We start from the raw sequence: 24,400 nt of genomic DNA on the forward strand, positions 1-24,400 counted from the left end.
TCACCTCCGAAACATCGCACAGTCGCAGGGATGATCGATCAGACGTTGTAACTCGTCATCGAGATGCATGATGGTGATCGACGCGCCTGCCATTTCAAGCGAGGTGCAATAGTTCCCGACGAGGGAGGTGTGGATCAGGAGCCCGGCGTCATCGAGCCGTGACTTGACCCGGCGCATCATGATGTACAGCTCCATCAGGGGCGTCGAACCAAGCGAGTTCACCAGAACCGCCAGACGGTCGCCGGCTGGAGCCTTCATCTCCCGCAGAATACCGTCCATCAGTTCGTCGGTCACTGCATCCGCGGATTGAAGCGGTCCGCGTGCCACGCCGGGTTCGCCATGGATGCCCATGCCGATTTCCATCTCCTCTTCGCCGATGGTGAAGTTCGGCCGGAGGGTCTGGGGGAGTGAGCATGGTGAAAGCGCCACCCCCATGGTGTAGGTTCGTGCATTGGCGTGACGGGCGGCCCGCTCGACCTCGTCCAGCGGATACATGAGATCGCATGCCGCTCCGGCGGCCTTGAAGATGAAGACCTTGCCCGCGACCCCGCGTCGCTTCTCGATCTGGTCAGCCGGCGCCGAAGCAATGTCGTCGGTGGTCAGGACGGTTCGCGCCTCAATGTCATCAAGCGCGAGCATCTCGGCGGCCATGTCAAAATTCATGACGTCGCCGGCGTAGTTCCCGTACATGAAGAGCACGCCCGAGCCGCCATCAGCTGCCTTCGCGCATGCGATGATTGGATCAGGGGGCGGCGATGCAAAGACGTTCCCCACCGCGGCCGCGTCAGCCAGTCCCTTGCCGACAAAGCCAAGAAACGTCGGCTCGTGCCCCGAACCTCCTCCGATCACCAACCCTACCTTGCCCTGGCGCGGGCCGTTCCTGGCGATGATCGCACGCGGCACATCGTCGACCGCATACAGGTGTTCCGGATAAGCCGCCAATATGCCTTCCAGCATCTCGTCGACGGCATCCGCTCCGGAATTGATGAGCTTCTTGGTTTTCACGCCGATTCTCCCCTTCGAACTCCGACACCCCAGATGCAAGCCGGGCCGTGGCGGTCAATGCGCAAGCGGCAAAACCGCCACGCCGTAAGGCCCTATCGTCACGCCCGCAGCGGCTGGAGCGACGATGCTCGATCCGCAATCGAGCGTTTGCTCTTCCGCTGTCACATTGACAATGTGAAGTTTTCGCCCCGACGCACCCGTCACGGCGAAGGCCAGAACCTTCGAAGGCGCGGATGAGACGCATTCCTGCCAGCGGGATCCTGATAGCATCGACAATGTGCGCACCGTATTGAACAAGGGGCGCCAGTCCCCTTGTCTTGTTGGTTCGCCTGCGCCCGCCACCAGTCCAAATGGACCGGTCAGCGCCGAGAGCGTCAAGCACTCCAGCCCGGCATCAAGCACGCGTATCGCATAGCCAAGCGCGAACGCTTCCGCAAAACGCCCGTTGTGCCGAGGGTCCTGGTTGGCCATCGGAATGCGATTGCCGGAAAGGTTTTCCATCGTTCGGCTCCCATAGGGATTTTGGCGCATCGGGATCGATGATGGCCCAATCCGGTAGGGCTTCTCGCCATAGATCGCGCGAACCGAGCGGGTAATGAAGGGTAGGGCCTCCAGCGTTTGCATGACGCTGAGGTCGTCGGCCGCATGCACGATCGGATTGGTGCAGTGACTGACGAAACCAAGATCGTCCGCGGGAACCCGCTTCCGGTTGAGTTCGGTAAAATAGCTCAGCATACCCCCGCCAATGCGGATGCCGGGAAAGGCCGAATGAGCCGCGCCATAGACCTCTTCGAGGGGTGGGCAGTCCGGCCACTTGCTGCCTGGGGGTGTCGACTGGCGGTCTACGGATGGCGAGATCATGATCGCATCGGGCCTGAACGAGGCCGATCGCAGAATATCGGCGATTTCCGCCGTCTCCACGGCCGGCGAACGCCTGCATGGCAGGGCGAGTTCCAGCGTCGAGTGACTGCGCTGGCCATCCGCGATGACTTTGAACCGTTCGATTGCCTCCATGCCGTGGCCGGCATTCGGGTCGAAATGAAAGATGATCTCCTGCGGAGCGATCTCCGATAGCAGCGACTTCGCCGCGAGCACCGCTCCGGCTTCCTCGGGAGTGACGACGACGCCGATGCCGGGCATCGTGCCTGTGCGCGTCCCGAGTTCGAGCTGGATGGAACCATCGGAAGCGATTGCCGCCGGACGGCTGTAACGCTCGCCCCTGATAACGAGGGACGTGCGTTGCCGAATGCGGTCGCCCGCTGGGATCTGATATGGCCAGGGCAGGGCGAGCGGCCGAACGTAGGTCTTGTACGATGCGTCCGACCAGTTGCGCTGGTCCTCCATCTCGAACGTATCGCCCTCCATGCGGCACTCGGCCGTCACCCCAGGCACGACCGTGTGCGTGATCGCACGCATGTCCTTGAAGGGCTGCCAAGGATCGATCAGCTCGGGAAATTCCGTTGCTCGGAGAGTGCCATCGACACGCTCGACAGTCGCGGGCGTGCCAGCGACCCCGACGATCGGGTGAAGAATGCAGAAGCCACAGCGGTTGGTCTCGAAGCCGGTGTGCGAGACGGCGTCGGTGACAAAATCCAGGCGATCCGAGGTTCCGACGATCCCGACATCGATCGCGAGTTTGGTATTGTCCGGCCCTTCGCAGCCCGCACGATAGACGACTTCGAACCGATCCTTGTCCTGGGTGATCCGAAGCCCGGAAATTTCGGGGCTGTAGGTCCCCCAGTCCCGATCGCGAACGAGGTACGAGATCGCCCTCAGCACCTCGGTCCCATCGTAACGGATTGTTCGAAGATTGCCCTCGACCAGATCGGCTTCCAGCTTTCCGGCACTGAGCCGGACCGCAGGCGTTTCGACGAGATGCGTGCCATAGAGGACGAAGGGATCAACCGTCATCGCAGCAAGGCTCCGACATCCACGCGTTGTCCGGTAGCAGCGCTTTCATAAGCTCCCTCGACGAGGGCAAAGGTCTTCAGATTGTCGGCTCCCGACGTAGAGTGTTCACCACCCTGGCTTAACTGGTCGACCCAATGCTGCTGGATGGCGTAGACGCTTTCCTGGATATTGTGCCAGGGCCGCGATGCCCAAGACAGGAGCCGGGGCGAGACGTCGATCGTGCGTGTGCCGTCGGCGCTGGTGACCTCCAGTTGGTAGCCCTGGCTGAGCCGGATGCTTCCATCGGAACCGTCCAGTTCTATCAAGGTCTCGGGGAAGGGCTCATTCGACAGCTTCGTGGCATAGCTGACGTCGACGACGGACGTCGCACCGCTGTTGTGGTCGAGCAGGATCGTTGCCACGTCCTCGCCTTTGATGTTGGGATTGACTCGCTTGGTTCGTGCCGTCAGCGCCTTTACGTCACCCAGGATGTAGCGGGCGATATCGAGCGTATGAATGCCAAGATCCTCGATGATGAAGCGCTCACCTTCGGCCAGATATGGCTGGCCGGAGAAGACGTCGTAGCCAGAGCGGAAGGAAAAACGGCCCCAGAAAGGCGTGCCGATCGCTGCCGCGTCGAGAATCTTGCGAACCGCCTGAATGGGCGTCTGCCAGCGAAAGTTCTCGTGGATCATTAGCGGAATACTGGCCTCGCGGCAGGCCTGCACCATCGCCTTGGCATCGGCAAGGGTCTTGGCGAAGGGCTTCTGGCAGATGACAGGAACCTTGTGCCGCGCGGCCATCTCCACGAGTGGCCGGTGGCTCTGGACGGTTGTTGCGATGTCGACGAAATCGAAGCCGCCGTCTGCAAGGAGTGCTTCGGCATCACTGTATCGCCGCTCAATGCCAAACTGATCGCCCACGATCTTCAGGCGCTCGGGATCGCGATCGCAGATCGCAACGATCTTCGCACCTTCGACATCGTTCCAGGCATGCATCTGGTTGACCGCGAAGAAGCCGCAACCGATCAATGCACCTTTCAATTCCGTCATTTCAACCTGCCCTTGCCATCTGCATCAAAGTAACGCGCTGCTGCAGACGGCGCTGCGCCTGATCGACAACAACCGCGATGATAATCACCAACCCCTTGATAACCATCTGCCAGAAGGACGAGACACCCATCATCACCAGCCCGTCCGAGAGGATGCCGATCACGAAGGCGCCGATGATCGTCCCGCCGATCGTTCCGCGACCGCCCGACATCGAGGTGCCCCCGAGGACGGCTGCCGCGATCGCGTTGAGTTCGAAGCTCTCGCCTGTTGCAGGATGCGCAGCCATCAGTTCCGACGAGATGATGACGCCGACGATTGCTGCGCAAAGTCCGGAAAACATGTAGACAAAGATCTTCACGATATCGACGCGGATGCCGGACATGCGGGCCGCGCGTTCGTTGCCGCCGACGGCAAAGATATGGCGACCGATCGGGGTAGACCGTGCGACATAGGCAGCGAGAAGCGCGAGCGCGATCAGGATCCAGATCGAAACCGGTAATCCAAGGATGCGCCCGGCACCGAAGAAGTCGAATCCGGTCGTCGCATACTCAGGACGGCCGACAAGGTTCGGAAAGGTTTGCCCGTCCGAAGACAGTAGCGCCAGGCCACGAGCGATATACAGGGTGCCGAGCGTGGCGATGAAGGGTGCGACGTTGAGCTTGGTGATCAGCAGGCCGTTGATCAGGCCGATGAACAGGCCGATCGCCAGCGTGATGAGCACGATCTCGAACAGGTTGAAGTAAACAGTATAGCCGATCGGTAGCTCGACCCCGTAGAGGATCAGGCCCCCGGCCACCATGCCGCAAAGCCCGACGATCGAGCCGACCGAGAGATCGATGCCGCCCGTGATGATGACGAAGGTCATGCCCATGGCAAGGAAGGCATTGAGCGCCACATGCTTCGACATCAGGATCATGTTCGCCGTCGATGTGAAGTTCGGGGCGAAGATTGCGAAGAAGATGATGACGGCGAACAGCGCGATGAAGGTTCTAAGCTTCATCAGCGTCAGGAGAACAGAGCCGTTCGTGCTCGTCGGCGAAGAAGTGGTGGAGGTTGCCGCCGTCATGACGCGAGTTTCCCTTGATGTCCGTGTCCCTTGGCCGAAGCCGCGATAATAGCTTCTTCCGTCGCCTCTTCTCGGTTGAAAACAGCGACCAGCTGGCCGTTGCTCAAAACCGCGATGCGATCGGAAAGCGCCATGACCTCTTCGAGGTCTGAAGTCGAAAACAGAATGGCGAGACCGTTTGCAGCCAGCCGCCGCATGGTGCGGAAAACGTCGGCCTTGGCGCCGACATCGATCCCGCGGCTGGGTTCGTCCATCAACAGAACCTTCGGGTTGGTCATCAGCGCCTTGCCGATCACCACCTTCTGCTGATTGCCGCCCGACATGGACGTCACCTCGAAATCCGGATTGGGCGCCTTGATCGCGAGATCCTTGATGGCATCGCGAATGGCCGTCTTTTCCGCCGCTGCATTGATATGGAAGAACCGGGCGAAGCGGTTCAGGCTTGCCAGCGACAGGTTGCTGGCAATCGAAAGAACCTGGACGAGGCCCTCGCGCTGTCGATCTTCAGGGATCAGCGCCAGGCCCCGGCGGATCCGAAGGGTAACGTCGCGCGCAGCGACCTCCTTGCCATCGATGAAGATCTTGCCGGTGGAGTGCCCGTGGCGCCCCATCACGCATTCGAAGAATTCGCTGCGTCCGGCGCCCATCAGACCGTAAATGCCCAGGATCTCGCCTGACTTGACCGATAGGGAGACGCGGTCGACCGCAAGGCCGCCGGTTGGACGCGGGAGACTGATGTCTTCGGCGCGAAACATTTCCTTGCCGACCGCATGGTCCACCGACTTGGCGAAGTCCTTGGCGTCGGAGCCGATCATCGAGCGCACGATCCAGCGCGTGTCGATGTCACGGACCAATGCCTGGCCGGTGATCTGGCCGTCACGCAGCACGGTGATGTAGTCGCCGATCCGCATCAGCTCTTCCAGGCGATGCGAGATGTAGACGATGGCGACGCCCTGCGCCTTCAGCTCGGCGATCACCTTGAACAGGATCTCCACTTCGGCCGCCGAAAGCGCAGACGTCGGCTCATCCATGATCAGGATGCGTGCGTTGAGCGACATCGCCTTGGCGATCTCCACCAGCTGCTGCTGGCCGATGGGAAGGTCCTCCACCATCGTCCCGGCGTCGATCCCGGCATCCAGCCGCTTCAGGAATGCATTGGCCTTTTCGACCTGCGCCTTGTGGTCGATGCCGCGCAAACCGCGGGTGATCTCCCGTGTGGCGAAGATGTTCTCGGCCACCGACATGTTGGAGAAGAGATTGAGTTCCTGGAAGATCATGCCGATGCCGTGCGCCTGCGCATCAGCCGGGCTGTCGAAGGAGACCGGCTCGCCGTCGAGGATGATCTTGCCAAGCGTTGGCCGTTCGACGCCCGCGATGATCTTCATCAGCGTCGATTTGCCAGCTCCGTTTTCGCCGACAAGCACGTTCACCGCGCCGCGCCGCAATTCGAGATCGGCGCGCTTGACCGCGATGATGCCCGAATAGACCTTCGAAACATCGTCGAGGCGCAGGATGATGTCGTTGTCGGGGGACTGGCTCAAGACTATTGCCCCACCGTCAGTTCGGACGGCGTGACCAACGGCAGCTGGCCGCCGCTTGGCACCGGGAATGCGCCGATAACGGTCACGATCTTGCCGACAAGTCCATCGCGCGGTACAGCCGAAAGGAAGGCGTTGTTTGCCTTCTCATTGAAGGCCTTGCCGAACTGGGCCCATTCGATCTGGTTTTTGAATTCGTTGAAGTTGACGAAGTCGAGCGTATCGCGCAGCGCGGTGCCGCGCAGAGCCGGGCCGATCTGCACCTTGGCATCGGCCTTGCCGTCGCCATCGGCGTCGACATCGAGTGTTGCCGCGCGCGATTGCGTATCGGCCGCGACAACCTTGCCGGTGAATTTCACGGCATAGGTCCAGGGCGAGCTCGCCTGCTTCTTTGGATTTCCGTACTTTTCTCCAGCCTGGTCGGGGCCCGACGCGGCCAGTGCGGCGACGTCCTTGAGCTCGCCGGCGCGCTTTTCGAAATAGGGGACAGCCTGCGATTGCCAGATCGCCTCGACCTTCGCATTCGGATCGAATGCGTCCTTTGCAGCCGCCTGTGCCTTCTCCTCGGCAGTCGGCGTCTTGATGATCTTGCAGCCAGGCAAAGCCGCCGCCACGAGAGCGGCGATCAGGGCGCCCCTGATCCTCAACATGCGATGAACCTCAAAGTTATGTGAAATAGACCGCAGAGGGCCCGGTTTCCCGAACCCTCTGCGGCTGTTCTCTGTCGATTACTTCGCCAGCGCGAAGGTCTCGAGCTTGGAAGCGTTGTCAGCGTTGATGAGGACGCAATCCATCAGCTGCTTTTCTTCCTTCGGCGAGGTCTTGTTCTTGATGTAGGCGTCCGCCTGTTCGACAGCCATCTGCGCCTGGGCGTAGGCCGGCTGGAGTACCGTTGCCTTGATGCCGCTGGACTTGATCGAGTCTCGCACATCGTTGGAGCCATCAAAGCCGACGACGATCACGTCCTTGCGGCCGGCGGCCTGGAGGGCGGCGATCGCACCCATGGCCATCGTGTCGTTGCCAGAGATCACGCCCTTGATGTCCGGGTTTGCCTGAAGGATGGTCTCCATTTTCGCGTAGGCTTCGGTCTGGCTCCAGTTGGCCGACTGCTTGGCAACGCTCTTCAGCTCCGGATAGTCACCGATGACGTCGTTGTAGCCTTGCGAGCGGATGCCGGCATTGGTATCGGATTCCTTGCCGACCAGTTCGACATAGTTGCCCTTCTCGCCCATCAGCTTGACGAACTCCTGCGCACCGAGCTGGGCGCCCTGGTAGTTGTTCGAAACGATCTGGGCTATGGCCACGCCGGAGGCATTGATTTCACGGTCGATGAGGAAGGAGGGGATACCTGCGTCCTTGGCTTTCTTGACGGCCGCGACCGATGCATCGGCGCCGGCGTTGTCGAGAATGATCGCCTTGGCGCCGCGACCGATCGCCGTGTCGATCATTTCGGACTGCTTGTTGGCGTCGTCGTCATGGGTCATGACGAGGGCCTCGTAGCCGAGCTCCTTGGCCTTGGCTTCGGCGCCGACGGCTTCAGCCTTGAAGAAGGGGTTGTCGTGGGCCGGCGTGATGATGGCGATCAGGTCCGCCGAGAAGGCCGGGATGGCCGTGCCGAGTGCCAGCGCGCCAGCAAAGGCCGCCAGGGTCAGTTTGCGTGTCAGTGTCATGTTTTCCTCCCGAGTGAATAAGCCCCGTCTCCCTTGGGGCGGTGAAGGGCGAGGCCTTTTGCCTCGCCAAGCCGGTTCAGGTGATGCGCCGGATGCTTTCGGCGATCTCCTGCGGTTCGAATACCTTTTTCCAGTCGTCGCGCATCAGGGCGGGGATGCCGAACTCGATGGCCTTGTTGCAGGCATCGGAAAATACGCCGTCGACTTCCTTGAAGATGACCGCGCCAAGCACGTTCATGTGGCCCAGGAGAAAGTCGCGGGCGGCTTCCGCCGGCACGCCGCGCGCCACGCATTCGTCCATTGCCTGGCGCATGACGACGAGCAGCGAGGCGCAGACCGTTTCAGACAAGCCAGGCTCGAGCATGGCCAGTTGCTCGACCGTCACCCGGTGCGAGCGCATGACCGGGGCCCAGATGGCCCTGGCGATCTCTTCTCCGAGCGCATAAGCGCTTTCCGGTCCCTGCATCAGCGCCGAGACGATGTGCTGCTTGGCGAACAGGCCACCGAAATGATCCTTCTTCGCCTTCATGTCAGTCTCGTCGTTGAAGATCGGCGGATGGCAGGGATGGGTGACGAAATAGGTAAGGTCGTCGCGCTTGGGCAGGTGGTCGGCGAAGGGGGCGGCGGCGTCCAGAGCCACAACCATGGTGCCGGGCTTCAGCTTGTCGACAATTCCGGCGGCTACCTTGCCGATTGCAGTGTCAGGGACAGCAAGGATGACAACCTCGGCACCTTCGAGACCAGCATCCGGGCTGACGCAGTCAAGGCCAAGGTCGTTCTTCAAGCGCGCCTTGCCGGCATCGCTGACTTCGATGTGACGAACGTCGAAGCGCGTCCCCTTGAGGTTCTTAGCAAGCCGGTAGCCCATTTTGCCACCTGCACCGAAGAGGGCAATTGTAGTCATGTTTCCTCACCTTTTCTCAGTCTGGATAGGAGCATAAACTGGTATGATGAGTCAATCACCATATCATCAACTATTTTTTAGGAGACCCGTTTTTCCGCATCGAGTCGATCGATCGCGTCAACATTGCCAGCTGACGACCCCAGCGGGTCGAATTCCGAGGCAAGCCAGACGTCCACGATCGACTTGGCGAGTTCGGGCCCAATCACGCGCGCGCCCATGGTGATGATCTGTGCGTTGTTCGACTTGGCGGCGCGTTCGGCCGAATAGGTGTCATGCGTCAGCGCCGCACGGATACCGGGCACCTTGTTTGCGGAGATGCACACGCCTATGCCGGTCCCGCAGATCAGGATGCCGCGCTGGTGCTCACCATCGACAATCGTCTGTGCGAGTTTCTGCGACAGGTCGGCGTAGAAGCCGGCTTGGCTGAGATCATGCACTTCAAGATCCGCCCGGCCTGCGAGGTGAGCAGCAATCACATCCAGCAGCGGTTTTCCGGCGCTGTCAGCGCCTATTGCAATCTTCATGAGAGCTTCCTTTCACAGGCTTTCAGGCACAGGCGTTTTGGCCGCAGCAGACGACCGGCGCAGGATTTCGAGATATCCTTCGACAGCCCAGGCCGACCGACCGATGAACAGGCCATCGATGTGAGCTTGGGAGATGAGTTCCTCGCAGTTTTGCGGGTTGACGCTTCCACCGTAGAGAACCGGCACGGACCGGCCGAGGACGTCCCTGGCCACTTCGGCGATCTTGCCGTGCCGCTCGCAGGCGTAAGATGCGGTTGCCGGAATACCATTAACGCCGATCGCCCAGACCGGCTCGTAGGCGAGAAGAACAGGGGAGGGATCTGGCTGGGTGGCGACAAGCGCCAAGGCCGCCTCGACCTGCCGTCGCAAGACCGTGTCGGCGTGGCCGGCCAGACGCTCCTGCAAGGTTTCGCCGATGCAGATGAGTGGTGTCAGACCGTGCCGAACGGCCGACGCGACTTTCAGGCCGACGGTTTCATCAGTCTCCCCAAAATGCTCGCGGCGCTCGGAATGGCCGAGCTCCACGATATCGAGCTGGCAATCCTTGAGCATTGGCGCCGAAACCTCGCCGGTCCATGCGCCCGAATCGTCCCAATGCATGTTTTGCGCGCCGACCTTGACCGAGGTCTGGGCAAGCATGCGCTTGACCTCGCGAACAGCGGTGAATGATGGAATGACAAACCGCTGTATGCCTGGATCGCGCTCATCGTCCGTCTCGGCGAGACGTCGGGCGAAGGCAAGCGCCTCATCGAGCGTCTTGTTCATCTTGAAGCTGGTGCCGATCCACAGGGCCATGTCAGTTGGTCCTTCCGTCGCGTATCTGAGCGAAATAACTGTCCGTTCCGATCTGACCGCCCTTGAGGGCGATCTGCATGCCATCGGTCGGCTGGTAGTTGCCGTGGGCAAGGCAAAGCGGCGAGCCTGGTGTTTGTGGAAGCGGGAGAAGGGTGGTGAGCGCATCAACCTTCAACTGTCGCAGCGCGTGACTTGACGTGTCGCCGCCGGCGATGACCGCGCGCGAAAGCCCCTCCCGTTCGACCAGTTGGCGCAGGATCGTGCCCAACGCCCGTCCGAGCTTGTGCCGGGCGCCGGCTATCTTGTCGATGTGATCACCTATATCTGCCGAAGGTCCGAGCGCCGTGTGGAGGATAACGCTTCGCCCCACCTTCAATTTCTCGACGCCTTGCTGGACAGCCGTGTCGATCGCGCGTTCGCTGTCGTCGGACACCAGTGCCAGGGGATCGAGCGCGACATCCGCAAAGCCGTCGTCCCGCGCCTTCCGGATCTGACGCTCGGTCGTGGGCGACACGCTACCGGACACCACTGCAAGTCGGTCAACGGAACCGACCTCGGGAAACTGTGCATCGCCTGCAATCAGGCCTTCTCTTCGCCAGGCATTGACGAGTGCGTATTGAACCCCGGAGGAGCCGGCGACGAAAGGTCCCGACTGGCGCGAAAGCCGAACCAACTGCCGACCGGCGGCAGCCTGTGTCGCGTCGGAATCCACATCGATGAGGAGAATGCCCGAGTGTGCGTCCACGACCTTGTCAACCAATGCATCGGCGTCGCTCGATAGTATGGTGGGAATACCGATCAGGTTGACCGGGATCGCTGTCTGCCTCGACAGATGGACGGTCAGATCGGCTTCGTCCATCGGCGTCACCGGATGACAGCTCATGACCGGATGGAGGTCGATGCGGTAGACGCGCCCCTGATAAGCTGCAAACAAATTGCCGAAGGCCGTGTAGCGCTGCAGCTGCGGCGCGCCGACGACGACGGGCACAGTGGACTGGCGGAAGAGGTCGCGACCGATCTCGATCGCTTTTCCGATGTTTCCGACATTCGGGCTGGAATCGAAGGTCGAGCAGACCTTGTAGTGGCAAATCCTGGCATCGAGTGACTTCAGCCATTCGAAAGCAGGTGTCAGGTTTGCCTGCATCCACTCCGGCGTCTCGCTCCGGCTCGTCCCGGCGATGCCGATCGCCTTGGCGCCCTTGAACCGGGCACGCATCTCCGGCGACGGAATATCGAGAAAGAGCACGGTCTCGATGCCGCTCGACGCCAACGCTTCCATGACGTCGGTCGAGCCGGTGAAGTCGTCGCCATAATAGCTGAGAAGCAGATCGCCCATCGCTGTCACGCGCCCTTGCCGTCGCTGAACTTGGCAATCGAGGCAGCGAGTTCAGGATGCTCCCTGGCGTAGGTTTCCAATGGAATGTCGGCCACGGCGGCCTGCCAGGCCTGCTGCACGGCACGGACGCCTGCCGCCGGGCCACCAGGATGACTGACGATGCCGCCGCCACACAGATAGAGAAGATCGGTGGTGCGGCCCGTTCGCTGATAGGTTTCCGGCGCCTGGCCGCCCCACTGGCCCGATCCGGCGACCGGAAGAGGGCAGTCGGAGGCGTCGAAGAGCGGTGTGCTCACAGCCTTGAAGGACGAGACGAAGCTTTCGTCTGGCTCCCAGTATTTGACCCTGATGCCATTGATCTGGAACTGGTCGACCCCGAGCAACCGCCAGAACTGCTGATAAACCTTGAAGTCCATGCCGGCGCCTGGGTCCCGCGTCAGCACGTCCCAGCCGTTTCGATGGGCATGCAAAACCAGATTGGAGCGCTTGCGCAGGAAGCTCATGCCGCCGAAGCCGATCGAATTGATGTTGACGACGGCGCAGTTGCCCCCCGCCTTGGCGACGATGTCATGGTTGCGCATCATCTCGTCGGGATCGGCATGCGAAATGCCGAACGCATACATCACCTTCTTGCCGGTCTTCTGCTCGTGATCGAGAATCCGCGGCATGATCGCAGCAACGCGCTCCTTGAGCGGCGAATAGGCCGGGCTCATGAGCTTCTCGTCATCCTTGATGAAATCGACGCCGGACGCGATCAGTTCGCCGACGAGTTCGGCGGTCTCATGCGGACGCAGCCCGAGCGCCGGCTTCACGATCGTCCCGATAATCGGACGCCCCTGGACGCCCGTCAGTAAGCGGCTGCCGGGAATTCCGAATTTCGGCCCCGGATGCGAATCCTTGAAGGCATCGGGCAGCTTCATGCCGACGATGCGGATGCCGGTCATGCCCTTGATGGAGAAGACACCGCCAATTGCGATGGTCATCAGTGCCGATAGGTCCGTACCGATCGCGTCCAGCGGAAATGCGATGTCGACGTCGGCGCGGTTGAGGCGGGTTCCCGGCGCCACTTCCGGCCAGGTCGGCTGGTGCGATCCCTCCAACGGGCGGATCGCCACAACCCGCGCCGCCACACGCGACTTCAGCTCCTCGGTCTCGCCTGGAACCGGCACGAAGGTGCCCGTGGATTGGTCGCTCGCAATCTTTTCGGCCATCGCCTCCACGCTGCCGGGCGATTCGATGCGATAAGTCAGTGTGATCATCATGGAACTGCCAGTTGCTCCTCTCGCCATGTGATATTGTCATGGCGTCAACTCATTATCTGGTATAATGAGTATTCCATGTGATGAAAAGTGAAATTTTGCTTTGCTGTAATTTTCGGGCGCTTTGTCCTCGGCACGGAAAATGATAGGAGGAGATATTTGAGCCAGCGAGACGCTATGACCCAACCGATCGACCAGATTGTTCGCCGCAAGTTGTCAGACGAGGTGTTCGACCGCCTCGAGCGAATGATCACCTCCGGCGAGCTTGCGCCTGGGGACGACATGCCGTCCGAGAGGGTACTGATGGAACGCTTCGGCGTTGGCAGGCCGGCGATTCGCGAAGCCATGCAGGCACTTGCCAGCAAAGGGCTGGTCAGCATTTCTCATGGAGAGCGGGCAAAGGTACTCAACCTGACCGCCCAGTCGATCTTCCGACAGGTCGATCTGACCGCCAAGATCATGCTGTCACGGTCCACCGACACCTTGGAGCATCTGAAGAGCGCCCGCATATTCTTCGAACGGGGGATGGCACGGGAGGCAGCGCAGCGCGCTACCGAGACCGACATCGAGGATTTGCGCCAAATTATTGAGCGCCAGCGCAATTCGCTGGGGGACGCCGAAAGGTTCATAAGCGCAGACATGGAGTTTCATACGCGTATTGCGCAGATCTCGGGAAACCCGCTCTTTGTTGCGGTCAGCGAAGCAATGCTCGCCTGGCTAAGAGAGTATCACACCGACATGCTGATCTGGACCGGCAAGGAAAATTTCACTCTCGTCGAGCATGAGGAAATCCTGAACCGCCTTGCGGAACACGATGTCGATGGCTCGGAGAGTGCGATCCTCAAGCATCTTGAACGCTCGAGCGCCTTGTATGGAAAACCGCACGAGTGAGGGCAGGAGCAGAGAGCTGCCCCTGCAAGACCACTATTGATCCGCTGAAGGAGCCGTGTGGTCGGATGACGCAACCTGTGCGAGATCCTGGGCTTGCGCCATGGCTTTCACCAGAGCGACGATCTTCTCGCGCAATTGCACGTCGTTGATCTTCATGAAGGCGCGATTGAGCGCGAGGCCTTCCTTCGAGTGCAGGAACTCGGCCACGGGATCCACCATCGCAGGCGTGTCGAAATTGACCGAGAACTCGGATTCGCCCTGCTGAAAGAAGAAACTCGGCGATACGCCCAGTACTTCGGCGATCCGCTGCAACCGGCTTGCGCCGACGCGATTCATTCCTTTTTCGTATTTCTGAACCTGCTGGAAGGTTACGCCGATCTGTTCGGCAAGCCTTTCCTGGCTAAGTCCCAGCAATTGCCGTCGTGTCCTGATACGAGAGCCTACATAGCTGTCGATTGCGTTCGGTGTCTTTGCGTTCATTCCAAGTGTCCATGTGCCGGAAGTAAGCGAAACGGTCTTCCCGGCAAACCGCCGCAGCCCACTGTGTCTTAGCAGCTTATTAAATTCAACGCTCCTTTTTCTCGTTCCAGCGCTATCTTCCCAAAAAAGCGTGATCGCCTAATCCATGCCGAAGCGGATCGGACGGACCACGCGATGCACGATCTTCAGCGTCCTGTCCGGCAGGATCATGTAGGTTTCCTCGACCTGCTGCCCGTATTGATCGATAAAATCATGCGGGAATGTCGAGCCGGGCGGCGACTTCGCCAGCTTCGTTTTCGGCTGACCATGATAGATGATGCTTCCCGGTATCGGATCGAGGCCGGGCGAAGAGTAGTCAATGCCCGTCGTGCATCCGGCAAGAATCATGGCACCGATCAGCACTGCAGCTTTCATCTTCATGGGGGCGTTCCACTCTGTCCGCGTCTATAGACATACATATATGGGAGAACGGCGGCGCAGAAAGATGCAACGCCGCGATAAAACTTTGTCGCCGATTCGTCCGCTGGTTCGACTGTGGACTTAGAGCAGCCCGCGCTTCGCCAGATTGGCCATGAGCGCCGAGATACCGAACGTCCAGGGTGCACATTGCGTCGATAGCCGCACCGTGTTCACCAATGCTCCGAGACCCGGCGACGAGATTTCGACAACGTCTCCGACCTTGTGGGTAAAGCCCTGGTTCGGCGCGTCACGATCCTGTGTCGGGGCAAAAAGCGTTCCGAGAAACAGCATGAAGCCATCTGGATACTGGTGATGCGCGCCGCATGTCTGCTTGACGAGGTCGGTCGGGTCGCGACTGATCTTCGACATGGAACTCTTGCCATCCAGGACGAACCCGTCGAGGCCGGTGACCTTCAGATCAAGTTCCGCATTGCGGACGTCGTCGAGCGTGTAGCCATCGGTGAACAGCCGGATGAACGGTCCGATCGAGCAGGACGCGTTGTTGTCCTTGGCCTTGCCGAGAAGCAATGCCGAGCGGCCCTCGACATCGCGCAGATTGACGTCGTTGCCGAGCGTCGCACCCCTGATCTCGCCACGACTGTTGACCGCGAGGACGATTTCCGGCTCCGGATTGTTCCAGGTCGAAATCGGATGCAGGCCGACATCGGCGCCCCAGCCGACGGATGACAGCACCGGCGCCTTGGTGAAGACTTCGGCGTCGGGTCCGATCCCCACCTCGAGATATTGCGACCACATGCCCTCGTCGATCAGGGCCTGCTTGACCTTGGCAGCTTCCGGTGAGCCGGCCTTGATGTTGTTGAGGCTGCCGCCAATCAGCGTGCCGACCCGCTCGCGAAGGGCCGCCGCGCGATCCGGATTACCGGCTGCCTTTTCCTCGATCACGCGTTCGATCATCGACTGGGCAAATGTCACGCCGCAAGCCTTGATCGCTTGCAGGTCCGCCGGCGCGAGCAGGTAGGGAAGGCCGGTGTCCGGGTTGCCGGTGCTGTTGGCCAGGATCGCCGTTAGCGCTCCCAGCGGCTGGCCCGCAGCCGAGCGCACATAGGCGGCCGGATCGGGCATTTCCAGAAGTGCGCTGAGGGTCGGTGCCTCATGGGCTGTAATGTCGATCAACTGACCGTCGCGGATGGTAACGACGCTTGGACCTCGAGCCTCCGGGCTCCAGGCACGACCGACAAAAAGGGCGCCGGAGGCGGCAGCATCCAGAAGGGTATCAGACATCGGCATATTCCGTCACGCGAGCGATGGACGCGCTCTCAAATGAAAGGGATTGCGCCGCCCTCCAACCCAGCGGCGGCCGAAATCGATCACATTCGCTGCCCCGCGGCAAGGTCGGAACGCCAAAAAGCGGTCACCTCTCCTATTGGACGGAACAGCCTCGACGCCTCCCCGCTTCCGACAATCAATCCGGGCAGCGAAGAGAATGAGGGCACCGGCGCGCCAGCATCATATGCCGGCGCGCCCTGCGCGTGTTGGTTCTTCCTAGTGGTTGTCGCGCGGAATGCCCTTGGTCTGAGCGATTCGCTGGTACTTGACGGCCGGCTCGAGGACCGCGCCCGTCTCCATCTGGCCCACATAGCTGCGCTGGATTTCCTGCCACGGCGTCTGGCTCTCGGGGTAGACGTAGCCACCGGCTGCCTGAAGTGCCGCGCGACGCGACGCAAGTTCTTCGTCGCTGATGAGGATATTGGCAGTACCCTTCTTGAGGTCGATGCGCACCTGGTCGCCGGTTTGCAGGATGGCAAGGCCGCCTCCCGCCGCCGCTTCCGGCGAAGCATTCAGGATCGACGGAGATCCCGAGGTGCCCGACTGGCGGCCGTCGCCGACGCAGGGAAGCGATGAGATGCCCTGCTTCAAGAGATAGTCCGGGGCACGCATGTTGACGACCTCGGCGGCACCGGGATAGCCGATCGGACCAGCACCGCGCATGAACAGGATCGTCTTCTCATCGATCGCGAGCGATGGGTCGTCGATGCGGTGATGGTAATCTTCCGGACCGTCGAAGACGACGGCGCGACCGGTGAAGGCTTCCGGATCCTTCGGATCAGACAAATAGCGATTGCGGAATTCCGGCGAGATCACGCTCGTCTTCATGATGGCCGAGGAGAAAAGGTTGCCCTTCAGCACGCGGAATCCGGCGCGCTCCTTGAGCGGCTTTTCGAACGGGCGGATGACCTTTTCGTCTTCGATCATCGATGAGGTGTAGTTTTCGCCGACCGTCTTGCCGTTTGCCGTGATGGCGCTGGTGTTGATCAGGTCGTGCTTGATCAACTCGCCGATGACGGCGGGCACCCCACCTGCATGGTAATAGTCTTCGCCAAGATACTCGCCGGCGGGCTGCAGGTTGACGAGGAGCGGAATTTCCTCGCCATAGGTCTGCCAGTCATCCACCGTGAGCTCGACCCCGACGTGGCGCGCAAGCGCGTTGAGGTGGATCGGCGCATTGGTTGAACCGCCGATGGCAGAGTTCACGCGGATCGCATTGATGAAGGCTTCCTTGGTCAGGATATCGGATGGCTTGAGATCTTCGCGAACCATCTCGACGATGCGCAGGCCGGTCTCGTAGGAGATTTCCTGCCGGTCACGATAGGGAGCCGGAATGGCGGCGGCACCCGGCAGCTGCATGCCGAGCGCTTCGGCCAGCGAGTTCATCGTCGTCGCCGTCCCCATGGTGTTGCAGTAGCCGGTCGACGGGGCCGACGACGCGACGAGCTTGACGAAGCCCTGATAGTCGATCTCGCCTTTCGCCATCATTTCGCGGGCCTTCCACACGATCGTGCCGGAGCCGGTACGCTCGCCGCGGAACCAGCCGTTCAACATCGGGCCGACCGACAGGGCGATCGCCGGGATGTTGACCGTGGCCGCGGCCATAAGACAGGCAGGCGTCGTCTTGTCGCAACCGATGGTCAGGACAACGCCGTCCAGCGGATAGCCGTAGAGCACCTCGACGAGGCCGAGATAGGACAGGTTTCGGTCAAGACCGGCCGTCGGGCGCTTGCCCGTTTCCTGGATCGGATGAACCGGGAATTCGATGGCAATACCACCGGCATCACGAATGCCTTCGCGAACGCGCTTGGCCAGTTCCAGATGGTGGCGGTTGCACGGCGACAGGTCCGACCCCGTCTGCGCAATCCCGATGATCGGGCGTCCCGACTGCAGTTCCTCCTGGCTCAGGCCGAAGTTCATGTAGCGCTCCAGGTACAGCGCGGTCATGTCGGGGTTCGCGAGATTGTCGAACCAGGCCTTGGAGCGAAGCTGCGGCGCCTCGGTCTTTTCCTGAATTGCATTGGGATATTGCGGGACGGGGGGCTTCTCAACCACGATGTGTTTCCTTGCGTTGACGTCGCTGTTGTCATGCATTTAGCTGATCGATACTGGATTGTATAATCAGTCTTTCGTATCTTGGTATGCATATCTCTTATATCAAGCGAGGCGCGTATGGGACTGGATGGATTCAAACTGAGGCATCTGAGGATGCTCGTGGCATTGAACGAGCACGGTAAGCTCGGCGTCGTCGCGGAAATGTTCGGCGTATCGCAGCCGGCCTTGTCGCGGACCTTGAACGAACTCGAGCACATGTCCGGCCATCAGCTTTTCGAGCGCCACAACCGCGGCCTGATAGCGACGGCACAGGGCGAGGTGATCGTTCGCCACGCCAAGATGCTTCTGGCGGAGGCGCAGCGGGCGGAATACGAAATGGTCGTGGCGGCAGCCGGGCAGGGCGGCAGCGTCGCGTTCGGAACGATCATGACCCCGGCATCCGACTACGTGGCGCCTGCGCTGAAGCGCCTGTTCGAGACCCATCCAACCATCGACGTCAGCATCACGGTCGGCAGCAGCGACGTCTTGCTTGAAGACGTTCTCAGCCGCCGCCTGGATTTCGCGGTCTGCCGCATACCGAGCGGCATGAACCCGCTATGGTTCGACCACATCCCCCTTGGAAAGGAAACGCTGCGGGTCGTGGTCGCCGTCAACCATCCGCTGGCGGACAAGGCCGAGATCACTGAAAGCGACCTCCGTCAACAAAGCTGGGTCTTGCAGCCGCACGGTTCCTTCCTGCGACATGTCGTCGACGACTTCATTCGCCGCCATGGCATCGTCCCCGCCAGCGTGGTCTCCACCTCCGATGCACTGTTGACGATGCTCCTGATGCTGCAGAGCCAACGCCTGGGGATCCTGGCCGAGCCGGTTGCCAGGCTTCTGGAAAAGCATGGCCTGCTGCGCGTTCTGTCGATCGCAGGCGATATCTCCGTCCCGGACTTCGGCCTGGTGAAGCTCAAGGACCGCGAATTGTCCGCATCAGCGGAATTGCTCTACAAACTCTTCGAATCAGCGTGAGAGGCAAACCTCACGGCGCCGGAACATATTGCGAGACGATGCGCGCGTCGCGGCGAAAGTCGGACGGCGACATGCCGGCGATGTGACGGAATGACTTGTTGAAGGCGCTGATCGAACCGAACCCGCTATCCATCGCCACCTGCAGGACGTTGGCCCCATCATTCATCAGCATGGCCTGTGCTCGCGACAGCCGAAGCAGGTTCACGTACTTGCTGAGCGTCATGCCCGTCGTCTTCTTGAAGAGGTTCATCGCGTATTTCGGATGCAGGTCGGCGGCCCGGGCGATATCAACCGAATCGATTTCCTGCAGGAAGTTGGCGGCGATGAAGTCGCACATGCGTGCCACACTTCGCGACGACTGCGGATAAGCCTGCTCGACATCATCGGTCGCGGACATGCCGTTGGGCGCCAGCATGGAATAGGGCTCCAGCACGATGCGTTCGATGCGGAGCAGCATTTCCTCAACGGCATGCTGCGCCTTCGCGGCATCGCCCGACTTGGCGTAAGCCACCCAACGCTGAAAATTCTGGATGTCCGCGGCGTCGGTTGCCGAGGTGAAGAGGATTTCGCCCTTCATCAGCCGGCTTGAAATATTGATCGGCAAGCGCATGCGGAAGAAATAGACGAGTGGCAAATGGCCGCCAGCGTAGATCGCATCGTCGCTGCTCTGGTCCATCTGGTGCGGCTGCCCGCCCCAGAACAAGCACATGTCGCCGGCCTTCATGCTGATATCGTGCCCGTTCATCCGGTAATGCACATTGCCGCGGATGATATAGTTCAGTTCGACCTGCACATGCCAATGCGGCATCAGCATCCGCGGTGGATGATTGTGAAACATCTGGAGCGCCGTCGGCAATCCTTCGATGCTGCTCGCTCCCGGCTGGTAGACAGCCCTTCTTTCGATCTTACTTTCCGCCAAATCCACATTCCCTTTTTAGGAGACAGCGGCTCCCTTCCAGATAGTCTAGCCGTGTTCGCTTAGGGACGGCAATTGAAAAGGGAGGATTTTCAATGCGCTTCAAACTTATCGGTGCGACTGCCGCACTCGCACTGCTTGCATCCGGCTCCGCGTATGCGGAGTCTGCCAATCTCACCATCTGGAGCTGGAACGTCGCCGCATCGGCGCTGAAGTCCACGCTCGAAGGCTTCAACAAGCAGCATCCGGATATCAAGGTCACGGTGGAAGACCTTGGAAACCAGCAGGTCTTCGACAAGATGCTGGCGGCCTGCGCCGCTGGTGGCGAAGGCCTTCCTGACATCGTCACCGTCGAAAATTTCGAAGCCGAAATCTTCTGGAACCGATTCCCGGACTGCTTCGCCAACCTGAAGGACCTCGGCTACAACGCCGACATCCAGGCGAAATTCCCGGACTTCAAGCGCACCGAGCTTGAAGTCGGCGATGTCGCCTATGCCATGCCGTGGGATTCCGGCCCGGTCGCCGTCTTCTATCGCCGTGACTTCTACGAAAAGGCTGGCGTCGATCCGGCATCCATCAAGAGCTGGGATGACTTCATCGCGGCCGGCAAGAAGATCTCTGCCGCCAATCCCGGTGTCGTCATGGCTCAGGCCGACTTCAACGGCGATAGCGAATGGTTCCGTATGATCTCGAACGAGCAGGGCTGCGGCTACTTCTCGACCGACGGACAGACGATCACCATCAACAAGCCGGCCTGCGTCGCTACCCTAGAAAAAGTCAAGGAAATGAAGGACGCCGGAACGCTGACAGCTGCAAGCTGGGATGAAAAGATCCAGGCAAACACGGCCGGCAAGGCTGCCAGCCAGATGTATGGCGGCTGGTACGAAGGCACCGTACGCTCCGGCTCGCCTGATCTGTCCGGCAAGTGGGGCGTCTACCTGATGCCAAGCCTGACGAAGGATGGTCCGCATGCTGCAAACCTCGGCGGTTCGTCGCTTGCGATCGCGGCAAACTCGGCCAACAAGGAAGCGGCCTGGACCTACGTCAACTACGCGCTCGGTACCAATGAGGGCCAGGTCAGCATGCTGAAGTCCTTCGGTCTCGTGCCGTCGCTTCTGTCTGCAGTTCAGGATCCTTTCGTCAACGAGGCACAGCCCTATTGGGGTGGCCAGAAGGTCTGGGCCGATATCCTGTCGACCCTGCCCAAGATCGAGCCGAGCCGCGGCACGCCGTTCCAGACGGATGCCGACGCGATCTACAAGGCAACGCAGACCAAGTACTTCGCTGGTGGCTATCCGGACGCGAAGGCAGCGCTTGATGACGCTGCCAAGCAGATCGCCACGGCCACAGGTCTTCCCGTCGCGGAATGAGTAACGACGCCGGGCGCCAAAGCCGCGCCCGGCCTCCATCCCTCGGGATGCTCGTTTCGTTTATGAGGAGAATGAAATGCCGATCCGGAACCGGAGCGCGTACATATTTCTCGCGCCCTATCTGCTTGTCTTTGCCACCTTTTGGGTCTGGCCTATCATCAATTCGTTTCTGATCTCGTTTCAGAACACACGCGTCAATCCGTGGAAGTTCAGCGCGTCGGTCAACTGGGGACGCCTGATCGGCGACCCGGCCTTCTACAACGCGCTTTACAACACGATGATCATTTTGGTCATCCAGGTTCCGGTCATGATCGCGATCGCGACCGTGATGGCCGTTTTCCTGAATTCGCCGCTTTTGAAAGCGCGCCCCCTGTTCCGGTTTGCCTTCTTCGCGCCCGTCGTCGTGGGCGAGGTCGCCTACGCCGCTGTCTTCCGCCTGATGTTTTCGATCGACTTCGGCATCATCAACAAGCTGATCACCGCCGTCGGTCTGCCTGCGGTCTCCTGGTTCGACAACGCGACGGCCGCCATGGCGCTGGTCATCATCGCGGTCACCTGGCGCTGGGCCGGCTATAACGCGATCATCATCCTGGCGGGTCTCCAATCCATTCCCGGTGATGTCTACGAGGCTGCAACGCTCGACAAGGTCTCGCCGACGCAGCAGTTCTTCCACATCACCTTGCCGCTCCTGAAACCGATCATTCTCTTTTGCGTCGTCCTTTCCGTGATCGGCACCATGCAGCTCTTTACCGAGCCCTTCCTGATCACCAACCGCGGTGGACCGGGAGGCGGCACGGAGACACTCGGACTGCTGCTTTATCGCCAGGGCTTCCTGTCGCTCAACTTCGGTTATGCCTCGGCCATCGCCTACACGATGGCAGTGATCGCCGTGGTCATCTCGCTTCTCAATCTGTGGATCGGGAGGGAGCAGAAATGAGATCCAAGTCCCAAGCGCTGCTGATCAAGACCATTGCGCTTCATGCGGTGTTGACGCCGCTGGCCATCATCTGGCTGTTTCCGCTGTGGATGATGTTCGTCTTCGCGACGATGCCTGATTACGGCATCTTCAGCCCGGAGATCGTGCTTCTACCGTCAACCAACCTGATTGAGAACTTCAAGAACCTGCAGGCCGACACTGACTTCGTGCGGGCGATGACGATCTCGGTCGGCGTGGCGGCCATCTACACGTTCCTCTCGGTGCTCTTGACCTCGATGGCCGGCTGGGCGCTGGCTCGCTACCGCTTCGTCGGTCGCTCGATCGTCATCGGCATCATCCTCGGCACGATCACGCTTCCCTTTGCCGTTGTCGTTATCCCGCAGTTCATCATGGTGGCCCGAGAATTCAAGCTCGCCAACACCTGGATCGCGCTGATCGTGCCGCCGCTGTTCAATTCGCTCGGCGTCCTGTTCATGCGTCAGGCCTTCTCCATGATGCCGAATGACCTCTTCGATGCCGCGCGCGTTGAAGGTGTCAAGGAATGGCAGATCTTCCTGCGCATTGCGCTGCCATTGTCGCGTCCAACGATGGCGGCGCTCGCTATCATCCTGTTTCTCGCCTCCTGGAACAACTACCTGTGGCCGCTGCTCATCAGCTCCAAACCCGGAATGATGACGGCACCGGTGGCGCTTGGAACGCTGATCGGCCTCACCAAGGTCTCCTGGGGCGGCATCATGGCGGGCGCACTGCTCCTGACCGCGCCGATCCTGGTCGTCTTCGTGTTCCTGCAACGTCACTTCATCGCCGGCATTTCGGCCGGCGCAATCAAATAATCGGGGAACGCCTGATGTCTGAACTTTCACTCAAAAATGTCGTCAAGCGCTTCGGTGCCCTGGAAATCGTTCATGGCGCGAACCTCGAGGTCAAGGACGGCGAATTCGTCGTCTTCGTCGGGCCGTCCGGATGCGGCAAATCCACGCTCCTGAGAATGATCGCGGGCCTGGAAGACATCTCCGGCGGCGAGATCAACATCGGCGGCAAGGTGGTCAATGACGTCGAGCCGGCGGATCGCGGCATCGCCATGGTCTTCCAATCCTATGCGCTTTACCCGCACATGACCGTCGAGGAAAACCTGAGCTTCGGCCTGCGCATGAACGGCAATCCGAAAGAGGATACCGAAAAGCGCGTCAAGCACGCCGCCAACATCCTGCAGATCAACGAATTGATGCAGCGTCGCCCGAAGCAGCTCTCCGGCGGTCAAAGGCAACGTGTCGCCATCGGTCGGGCCATCGTGCGCGAACCACAGGTCTTCCTGTTCGATGAACCACTCTCCAACCTCGACGCCGAACTGCGCGTGCAGATGCGTGTCGAAATTTCACGGTTGCACAAGCAGCTCGGCACGACGATGATCTACGTCACCCACGACCAGACCGAGGCAATGACGCTTGCCGACAAGATCGTCGTGCTTCGGGCGGGTAACATCGAGCAGATTGGCGCGCCGCTCGATCTCTACGACAATCCGGCCAACCAGTTCGTTGCCGGCTTCGTCGGCTCGCCGAAAATGAACTTCCTGAAAGCTGAAGTCGTCGGCAAGGATGCGACGACCGCAACAATCGCCCTTGCCGAAGACAAGGCGGTTCGCGTTCAGCTTCCGCTCACCAGCAACATCGAGGCGGGCATGCCGGTCACGCTCGGCATCCGGCCAGAGCATTTCCTCGACGCCGGCCAGGGAGACACGGACCTCACCGTCAGCATCGACGTCGCCGAGCACCTCGGCAACACGAGCTACATCTATGCCACGACGTCAGGCGGCGAGCAGCTGATTATCGAACGACCGGAATCGCGCACGGCCGGCAACCGCGACCAACTCACCGTGGGCCTCTCTGCCCAACGGATTTTCGTATTCGACAGCGCCGGCAACCGGCTGCGCTGATCGCAGATCCCCTCCC

The 24,400-nt window shown here is 60.6% G+C and carries 23 protein-coding genes; 6 read left to right on the forward strand and 17 right to left on the reverse strand.

Annotated elements, in window-relative coordinates; genetic code table 11:
- The 12 genes from A6U87_RS13375 to oiaX form a co-directional block, all read right to left on the reverse strand.
- Entirely contained in the window at window positions 1-1,005 is a 1,005-nt protein-coding gene (locus tag A6U87_RS13375; RefSeq protein WP_065691751.1) for a dihydroxyacetone kinase subunit DhaK, read from the reverse strand.
- A gap of 54 nt (window positions 1,006-1,059) precedes the next feature.
- Window positions 1,060-2,916 carry a hypothetical protein gene (locus A6U87_RS13380; protein WP_065691752.1) on the reverse strand — a complete coding sequence of 619 codons (1,857 nt, stop codon included), beginning with the start codon at window positions 2,914-2,916 and terminating at the stop codon, window positions 1,060-1,062.
- Entirely contained in the window at window positions 2,913-3,947 is a 1,035-nt protein-coding gene (locus tag A6U87_RS13385) for a Gfo/Idh/MocA family protein (protein WP_065691753.1), read from the reverse strand. The genes A6U87_RS13380 and A6U87_RS13385 overlap by 4 nt, the downstream gene beginning before the upstream one ends.
- A gap of 1 nt (window position 3,948) precedes the next feature.
- Window positions 3,949-5,013 carry an ABC transporter permease gene (locus A6U87_RS13390; protein ID WP_065691754.1) on the reverse strand — a complete coding sequence of 355 codons (1,065 nt, stop codon included), beginning with the start codon at window positions 5,011-5,013 and terminating at the stop codon, window positions 3,949-3,951.
- Window positions 5,010-6,560: a sugar ABC transporter ATP-binding protein gene (locus A6U87_RS13395; protein ID WP_065691755.1), complete on the reverse strand. Its 1,551-nt coding sequence runs from the start codon at window positions 6,558-6,560 to the stop codon at window positions 5,010-5,012. The genes A6U87_RS13390 and A6U87_RS13395 overlap by 4 nt, the downstream gene beginning before the upstream one ends.
- The gene (locus A6U87_RS13400) at window positions 6,557-7,201 is read right to left on the reverse strand and encodes a DUF2291 family protein (protein WP_065691756.1); all 645 of its coding nucleotides are present in this window, start codon (window positions 7,199-7,201) and stop codon (window positions 6,557-6,559) included. The genes A6U87_RS13395 and A6U87_RS13400 overlap by 4 nt, the downstream gene beginning before the upstream one ends.
- 78 nt (window positions 7,202-7,279) lie before the next feature.
- Window positions 7,280-8,221, reverse strand: a complete 942-nt coding sequence (locus A6U87_RS13405) for a D-ribose ABC transporter substrate-binding protein (protein ID WP_065691757.1) — start codon at window positions 8,219-8,221, stop codon at window positions 7,280-7,282.
- 76 nt (window positions 8,222-8,297) lie between these two features.
- Window positions 8,298-9,125, reverse strand: a complete 828-nt coding sequence (locus A6U87_RS13410; RefSeq protein WP_065691758.1) for a phosphogluconate dehydrogenase C-terminal domain-containing protein — start codon at window positions 9,123-9,125, stop codon at window positions 8,298-8,300.
- A gap of 77 nt (window positions 9,126-9,202) precedes the next feature.
- Window positions 9,203-9,649, reverse strand: a complete 447-nt coding sequence (locus A6U87_RS13415; RefSeq protein WP_065691759.1) for an RpiB/LacA/LacB family sugar-phosphate isomerase — start codon at window positions 9,647-9,649, stop codon at window positions 9,203-9,205.
- A 12-nt stretch (window positions 9,650-9,661) separates the two neighbouring features.
- Window positions 9,662-10,444 carry a triose-phosphate isomerase gene (locus A6U87_RS13420; protein WP_065691760.1) on the reverse strand — a complete coding sequence of 261 codons (783 nt, stop codon included), beginning with the start codon at window positions 10,442-10,444 and terminating at the stop codon, window positions 9,662-9,664.
- 1 nt (window position 10,445) lies between these two features.
- Window positions 10,446-11,780 carry a four-carbon acid sugar kinase family protein gene (locus A6U87_RS13425; protein WP_065691761.1) on the reverse strand — a complete coding sequence of 445 codons (1,335 nt, stop codon included), beginning with the start codon at window positions 11,778-11,780 and terminating at the stop codon, window positions 10,446-10,448.
- 5 nt (window positions 11,781-11,785) lie between these two features.
- A complete protein-coding gene (gene oiaX / locus A6U87_RS13430; RefSeq protein WP_065691762.1) occupies window positions 11,786-13,042 on the reverse strand; it encodes a 3-oxo-isoapionate-4-phosphate decarboxylase OiaX in 1,257 nt (418 codons plus the stop codon).
- 174 nt (window positions 13,043-13,216) lie between these two features.
- On the opposite strand from oiaX, the gene A6U87_RS13435 reads away from it, so the two are divergent.
- On the forward strand, window positions 13,217-13,930 hold the full coding sequence (locus A6U87_RS13435; RefSeq protein ID WP_065691763.1) for a transcriptional regulator NanR: 714 nt from the start codon (window positions 13,217-13,219) through the stop codon (window positions 13,928-13,930).
- A gap of 33 nt (window positions 13,931-13,963) precedes the next feature.
- Here A6U87_RS13435 and A6U87_RS13440 read toward each other — a convergent pair whose 3' ends face one another.
- The 4 genes from A6U87_RS13440 to A6U87_RS13455 all read right to left on the reverse strand — a co-directional run bounded on the left by A6U87_RS13440 (window position 13,964) and on the right by A6U87_RS13455 (window position 18,250).
- Window positions 13,964-14,410: a helix-turn-helix domain-containing protein gene (locus tag A6U87_RS13440; protein ID WP_065691764.1), complete on the reverse strand. Its 447-nt coding sequence runs from the start codon at window positions 14,408-14,410 to the stop codon at window positions 13,964-13,966.
- A 138-nt stretch (window positions 14,411-14,548) separates the two neighbouring features.
- A complete protein-coding gene (locus tag A6U87_RS13445) occupies window positions 14,549-14,830 on the reverse strand; it encodes a hypothetical protein (protein ID WP_244499485.1) in 282 nt (93 codons plus the stop codon).
- A 120-nt stretch (window positions 14,831-14,950) separates the two neighbouring features.
- Entirely contained in the window at window positions 14,951-16,111 is a 1,161-nt protein-coding gene (locus A6U87_RS13450) for a fumarylacetoacetate hydrolase family protein (RefSeq protein WP_065691765.1), read from the reverse strand.
- Window positions 16,112-16,372: 261 nt separating this feature from the next.
- Window positions 16,373-18,250: an IlvD/Edd family dehydratase gene (locus tag A6U87_RS13455; RefSeq protein ID WP_244499486.1), complete on the reverse strand. Its 1,878-nt coding sequence runs from the start codon at window positions 18,248-18,250 to the stop codon at window positions 16,373-16,375.
- A gap of 78 nt (window positions 18,251-18,328) precedes the next feature.
- Here A6U87_RS13455 and A6U87_RS13460 point away from each other — a divergent pair, with 78 nt between their 5' ends.
- The gene (locus tag A6U87_RS13460; RefSeq protein ID WP_065691766.1) at window positions 18,329-19,228 is read left to right on the forward strand and encodes a LysR family transcriptional regulator; all 900 of its coding nucleotides are present in this window, start codon (window positions 18,329-18,331) and stop codon (window positions 19,226-19,228) included.
- Between the two features lie 10 nt (window positions 19,229-19,238).
- On the opposite strand, the gene A6U87_RS13465 is transcribed toward A6U87_RS13460, so the two are convergent.
- Window positions 19,239-20,153 (reverse strand): helix-turn-helix domain-containing protein, encoded by a 915-nt coding sequence (locus A6U87_RS13465; RefSeq protein WP_065691767.1) that lies wholly within the window; start codon window positions 20,151-20,153, stop codon window positions 19,239-19,241.
- An 86-nt stretch (window positions 20,154-20,239) separates the two neighbouring features.
- On the opposite strand from A6U87_RS13465, the gene A6U87_RS13470 reads away from it, so the two are divergent.
- From A6U87_RS13470 to A6U87_RS13485, 4 genes are all read left to right on the forward strand, one after another.
- A complete protein-coding gene (locus tag A6U87_RS13470) occupies window positions 20,240-21,514 on the forward strand; it encodes an extracellular solute-binding protein (RefSeq protein WP_065691768.1) in 1,275 nt (424 codons plus the stop codon).
- A gap of 76 nt (window positions 21,515-21,590) precedes the next feature.
- Complete coding sequence (locus A6U87_RS13475; protein WP_065691769.1) at window positions 21,591-22,451, forward strand: carbohydrate ABC transporter permease; 861 nt, start codon at window positions 21,591-21,593, stop codon at window positions 22,449-22,451.
- Entirely contained in the window at window positions 22,448-23,284 is an 837-nt protein-coding gene (locus A6U87_RS13480) for a carbohydrate ABC transporter permease (protein ID WP_065691770.1), read from the forward strand. Before A6U87_RS13475 ends, A6U87_RS13480 begins: the two co-directional genes overlap by 4 nt.
- A gap of 14 nt (window positions 23,285-23,298) precedes the next feature.
- The gene (locus tag A6U87_RS13485; RefSeq protein WP_065691771.1) at window positions 23,299-24,384 is read left to right on the forward strand and encodes an ABC transporter ATP-binding protein; all 1,086 of its coding nucleotides are present in this window, start codon (window positions 23,299-23,301) and stop codon (window positions 24,382-24,384) included.
- Window positions 24,385-24,400: the final 16 nt, after the last annotated feature.

It is taken from the genome of Rhizobium sp. AC44/96 (assembly GCF_001692185.1).
Lineage (GTDB): Bacteria > Pseudomonadota > Alphaproteobacteria > Rhizobiales > Rhizobiaceae > Rhizobium.